We start from the raw sequence: 5,498 nt of genomic DNA, 5'->3' as shown, positions 1-5,498 counted from the left end.
TTCCAGAGGAACATCCGCGCGCACCGGAGCGCCCCGTTCAGGAGGCCGAGCGAAGCCCCCGCTCAGGAGGTCGGGCGACATGGATGTCGCGCGAGCCCCGATCTGTACAGGGACGTACTGTCGGGGCGTGCCTCCGTGGCGGGGGAGTTCGCGAGGGAAGCCCGGCTTGCCGGGCCCGGATGTCGGGGCAAGACCTTTGCCTACTTTGGGTCGTTTGCCAAAGTAGGTCGCCCGAGGGGGCGAAACAAGAAACATCCGAGCACTCATAAGCGGCGCGCTACACCCAACCCCAACCCCAATCACAAAGTCTCTGGGTCCCCGCGTTCGCGGGGATGACAGGGATGGAGGGGGATGACAGGGGATGGGGGATGACAGGGCGTACGGGAAGATGCCAGTCGAAACCCGCCCTCAGAGCGGCACGAACTTGCTCGCCAGGACGATGCTGCCGTCGCTGCGCTTGCGCAGGTCCACCGGCAACACCTTGGGCAGGGAATCGACCAGCGCCTGCAGGTCGCTGGTGTCGTAGATGCCGCCGATGCGCATGGCGGCGACGGTCGGGTCGTCCAGGCGCACCGGGTGCGGCAGGTAGCGGTTGATCAGCGGGATCGCCGCCTGCAGCGCCTGGTCTTCCAGCACCAGGCGGCCGTCGATCCAGGCGATGGCGTCTCCCGGCGCCACCTGGGCCAGTTCGAACTGGCGGCTGGCCTTGCTGTAGCGGGCCTGCATGCCCGGCGTCAGCTGCGCGCTGTTGCTGTCCACGCCGGCCGGCGGGCTGACCACCACCGAGCCCTCGAGCAGGGTGACGAGCATCTGGCTGGGGTCGGTCCAGACGTTGAAGCGGGTGCCGGTGACCCGCACGCTGCCGTTCTCGGTGCGCACGGTGAACGGCTGCAGGCTGTCGTGGGTGACTCGGAAGTAAGCCTCGCCGCCGCTGCCCAGACGCGCGTCGCGGTGGTCGCGGTACTGGGCGAAGAACAGGCTGGAGTGGGCGTTGAGCTGGACCCTGGAGTCATCGGCGAGGATCACCTCGCGCGGCTTGTCCTGGGCGGCGTAGTAGCCGACGCGGGCCGGCAGCCAGCCGGCCGACCAACCCGCCGACCAGGCGGCGCCAAGGGCGATGCAGGCCACCGCGGCGGCCGCGGCGATGCGCCGCAGCGGGCGGCGACGCGGGCGCGCCAGGGGGCGTGGCGGGGCGGCCAGGCTCGGCGCCGCGACCGGCGCCTGCAGGCCGTCGGCGAGTTGCCAGATGTCCAGCATCGCCTGGTATTCCTCGCGGTGCCGAGGGTCGGCCGCGTGCCAGGCGGCGAAGGCCTCGCGCTCGGCGGCCGAGCAGTCCTCGTCGTGCAGCCGCGCGCACCAGTGCGCCGCCTCGGCGCTCAGGCGTTCGTCGTCTTGCTCGGAGGGCAGCTGGGTCATCGGAGGTTTCCAGGGCGGGGCGGCGAGGTGCGCCCGTTATCACACTTTCTTTTCGGCTTGATGCGAGTGATTATAAGTACGCCTGACTCGGACTGTCAGCAGGCGCCGGCCGTAAAAGCCGAATTTTCTCGCAACCCCAGGCCGGGCGGAAGCCACCGACTTGATCCGTTACTACCAGGAATTGACCGCCTTCCTCAGCCGTACCCTGGGCGACCGGCAGACCGCCGCCGACCTCACCCAGGAGGCGTTCCTGCGCCTGCTCGACCGCAAATCGGAAGCGCACGTGGAACAACCCCGGGCGTTCCTGTTCAAGACCGCCGTCAACCTCAGCATCGACCTGCGCCGACGCACGCGCATCCGCCGCAACGAAGAGCTGGAGACCCTCGACCGCGAGGGTTGCCTGGACGAGCGCTGCCCGCAGCGCGAAGCCATCCACCAGCAGCAGCTGCAACTGCTGCGCCGCGCGCTGGAGCAATTGCCGGAGAACTGCCGCGAAGCCTTCCTGCTGCGCAAGGTGGAGGGCTGCTCCCACGCCGAGATCGCCGAGCGCCTGGGCATTTCCCGCGACATGGTGGAGAAGCACATCGTCAATGCCATGAAGCACTGCCGCCAGCGCCTGCAGCAGTGGGGCGGGCAGGGCTAGCGGCCCAGGCTGGCCATGGCGCGCCGGGCGGCGGCGGATAACCGCGAACGGTTATTCGCCCTACAGGCTGGTACGTCGATTTCCTTCGGCTGAATGCGAACGATTCTAAATTTCGTCAGCGCTGCCTCGTCTTCCTGAAAACGCGTTGTTCGCAACGCGCCCCCAATGGCCGACGGCTCCGTCGTCGCGCCGCACGGTTAACGGGCTAAGGACTTCGGCAGCATGAACCAGATGATCTCTCCCACCTACGATGTGCTCGGCATCGGCTTCGGGCCGTCCAACCTGGCGCTGGCGATCGCCCTGCAGGAGCAGGCGCAGCGCGAGGGCCGCGACTACCACGCGCTGTTCCTCGACAAGCAGGCGGACTACCGCTGGCACGGCAATACGCTGGTGGCGCAGAGCGAGCTGCAGATCTCCTTCCTCAAGGACCTGGTGACCCTGCGCAACCCCACCAGCCCCTACAGCTTCGTCAACTACCTGCACCAGCAGGGGCGCCTGGTGGACTTCATCAACCTGGGCACCTTCTACCCCTGCCGCATGGAGTACAACGACTACCTGCGCTGGGTCGCCGGGCACTTCGCCGACCAGGCGCTGTACGGCGAGCAGGCGCTGCGCGTGGAGCCAGTGCCCGGCGCCAACGGCGTCGAGGTGCTCAAGGTGCTGTCGCGCGACGCCCAGGGCCACGAGCGCTTCCGCCTGGCGCGCTCCATCGTCCTCAGCACCGGCGGCACGCCACGCATTCCCAAGGTGTTCGCCGGCCTGCGCGAGGACGACCGGGTGTTCCACCACGCCCGCTACCTGGAGCGCATGGCGCAGCAGCCGTGCAACCGCCACGAGCCGATGCGCATCGCGGTGATCGGCGGCGGGCAGAGCGCCGCCGAGGCCTTCATCGACCTCAACGACAGCTACCCCTCGGTGCAGGTCGACATGGTCCTGCGCTCGGCGGTGCTCAAGCCGGCCGACGACAGCCCCTTCGTCAACGAGATCTTCTCGCCCAGCTACACCGACCTGGTGTTCCAGGAGCCGGAAAGCGAGCGCGAGAAGCTGATCGCCGAGTACCACAACACCAACTACTCGGTGGTCGACCTCGACCTGATCGAGCGCATCTACGGCATCTTCTACCGCCAGAAGGTCTCGGCCCAGGCGCGCCACGGTTTCCTCTGCCGGCGCCAGGTGGAGGCCGCGCGCGGCGCCGCCGACGGCGTGCACCTGACCCTGCGCGACAGCGCCACCGGCCAGGCCGAGGAGAAGCGCTACGACGCGGTGATCCTCGCCACCGGCTACGAACGCAACTCGCACCGCGAACTGCTGGCGCCGCTGCAGGAGTACCTGGGTGACTTCCGCGTCGACCGCGACTATCGCGTGCAGACCGACCCGCGCCTGCGCGCCGGCGTCTACCTGCAGGGCTTCAGCCAGGACAGCCATGGCCTGAGCGACACGCTGTTGTCGGTGTTGCCGATGCGCGCCGAGGAAATCGCCGCCTCGCTCTTCGACGGCCTGCCGCAGCCCGCCGCACGGGCCCCGCAGGCGCGCACGGCGGAAAGCGCCTGAGTTTTTCGCCGCGCCGGTAAATTCCCGCCGACCCCGTTCGTCTTGCGAACGGGGTATCGGCATTTGCGCCATCCCCTTGCCGAACGAGGACGCCAGCCATGTCCAGCCCCACGCCCCACGAAACCCTGCCGCTGCCCGACGGCCGCCGCCTCGGCGCCGAGCTCGGCGGCACGCGCCTGACCCTGCTGCTCGACGGCCACGCCCTGCTGGCCCTGGAGCGCGACGGCCAGGCCTGGCGCGCGCTGTCCGAGGCGCCGAGCTTCGCCCTCTGGGCCTTCGCCTATTGGCAGTTCGCCCGTGACGAAAGCTGCCAGGCGCTGCTGCTGCACGCCGCGCAATGCCCGGCCCAGGCCTTCGCCGAAGGGCTTGCCTACCGCAACGCCGACGGCCTCGCGCAGATCGAGCGCGCGGCATTCTGGCAGTTGCCGCAGCCCTGGCTGCGCCAACCGGGCGTGGTTGGTTTCCCGCAGCTGCTGCGCGTGGATGGCGGCAAGCGCCACCCGTTGCGTCCGCCGAAGCCGCAGGGCGAGGTGTACCGGCGCTTCGACGCGCGCCTGGGCAGCTGGGTTTCCCTGCGCACCTTGGACATCGACGCCGACCTGGAACGCTTCAACCGCTGGCAGAACAGCCCGCGCGTGCTGGAGTTCTGGCAGGAAGGCGGCACCCTGGCGCAGCACCGCGCCTACCTGGAGAAGCTCGCCCAGGACCCGCACGCGCTGACCCTGATCGGCTGCTTCGACGACCAGCCGTTCGCCTACTACGAGGCCTACTGGGCCAAGGAAGACCGCATCGCGCCGTTCTACGCGGCGGACGACTACGACCGCGGCATCCACATGCTGGTGGGCGAGGAAGCCCATCGCGGCCCGCACAAGGTGGAAAGCTGGCTCAACGCCCTGGTGCATTACCTGCTGCTGGACGAGCCGCGCACCCAGCGCGTGGTCGCCGAGCCGCGCGCGGACAACGCGAAGATGATCGGCCACATGCAGCGCCAGGGCTTCTGGCGCGAAAAGGAGTTCGACTTCCCGCACAAGCGCGCCGCGCTGATGGTGCAGAGCCGCGAGAACTTCTTCGAGCGCTGCCGCCTGTGCTGAACCCCGGCCGTTCGCGGGAGGGCGCATGATCCCAGCCCTGGCGCCGCTGTTCTTCGGCGCCTTCGCCAGCTACCGCGACGCCCTGGTCACCCACGCCGACCCGCGCCCGGGCGTTCCGGCGCGCCTGCTGCTGCAGGGCGACCACCTGGAAGACCTGCTGCAACGTTTCGACCCGCCGCATCGCGGCCAGGACCGCCGGGCCCTGGCCTCGCAGTGGTCGAAGTGGTACCTGGTGCGGCTGATCCCGCCGGTGGTGGCCGCGGCCCTGGTGCTGGGCCGGCGCCTGCCGCTGGACTTCGAGCGGGTGGAGGTGGTGCTCGATGCGCAGGGCCTGCCGCAGTCGTTCAAGCTGCCGGGGGAGGGCGAGCCCTTCGCCACGCCGCCGGACGATCCCTTCGAGCGTTTCGCCGAACTGCTGGACGCGCACCTGCAGCCCTTCGTCGAGCAGCTCTGCGCGCAGGTGAAGATTTCCCCCAAGGTCATCTGGAGCAACGCCGGCAACTACTTCGAGTGGTTCATCGGCGAGATGGCGCGGGTGCCGCTGCCGCTGGCGCTGCTCGCCGACGGCCAGGCGCTGCTGCAGGCCGAACGCCGCCCGGATGGCCGGCGCAACCCGCTGTTCCAGCCGATCCGCTACCTGCCGGTGGCCGAGGAACTGCGCGCCGACGGCCTCTGGCGCCAGCGCCGGGTCTGCTGCATCCGCTACCGCCTGGGCTGCATCGGGCATTGCGACAACTGCCCGCTGATCGACGAGCCGCCGCCCGAGGCGAGCGACCTGTAGCTTTTTCGCGGACGAA

General features: G+C 69.4%; 4 protein-coding genes and 1 pseudogene. 4 read left to right on the top strand and 1 reads right to left on the bottom strand.

Going from position 1 to position 5,498, the window contains the following annotated elements; genetic code table 11:
• Positions 1 to 408: 408 nt before the first annotated feature.
• Positions 409 to 1,416: a FecR family protein gene (locus tag P3W75_RS31115; protein WP_276231178.1), complete on the bottom strand. Its 1,008-nt coding sequence runs from the start codon at positions 1,414 to 1,416 to the stop codon at positions 409 to 411.
• Between the two features lie 139 nt (positions 1,417 to 1,555).
• Here P3W75_RS31115 and P3W75_RS31110 point away from each other — a divergent pair.
• The 4 genes and pseudogenes from P3W75_RS31110 to fhuF all read left to right on the top strand — a co-directional run.
• Positions 1,556 to 2,059, top strand: a pseudogene (locus tag P3W75_RS31110) (sigma-70 family RNA polymerase sigma factor); the annotation flags it as partial.
• Positions 2,060 to 2,281: 222 nt separating this feature from the next.
• Positions 2,282 to 3,610, top strand: coding sequence for a lysine N(6)-hydroxylase/L-ornithine N(5)-oxygenase family protein (locus P3W75_RS31105; protein WP_276231177.1), 1,329 nt, complete (start codon positions 2,282 to 2,284; stop codon positions 3,608 to 3,610).
• A gap of 98 nt (positions 3,611 to 3,708) precedes the next feature.
• Entirely contained in the window at positions 3,709 to 4,701 is a 993-nt protein-coding gene (locus P3W75_RS31100; RefSeq protein ID WP_276231176.1) for a GNAT family N-acetyltransferase, read from the top strand.
• 25 nt (positions 4,702 to 4,726) lie between these two features.
• Positions 4,727 to 5,482 (top strand): siderophore-iron reductase FhuF, encoded by a 756-nt coding sequence (fhuF, locus tag P3W75_RS31095; RefSeq protein WP_276231175.1) that lies wholly within the window; start codon positions 4,727 to 4,729, stop codon positions 5,480 to 5,482.
• Positions 5,483 to 5,498: the final 16 nt, after the last annotated feature.

This window comes from Pseudomonas citronellolis (assembly GCF_029335315.1).
GTDB lineage: Bacteria > Pseudomonadota > Gammaproteobacteria > Pseudomonadales > Pseudomonadaceae > Pseudomonas > Pseudomonas citronellolis_A.
Note: the sequence above shows the minus strand (reverse complement) of the source record. Positions and strands in the feature narration are given on the sequence as shown.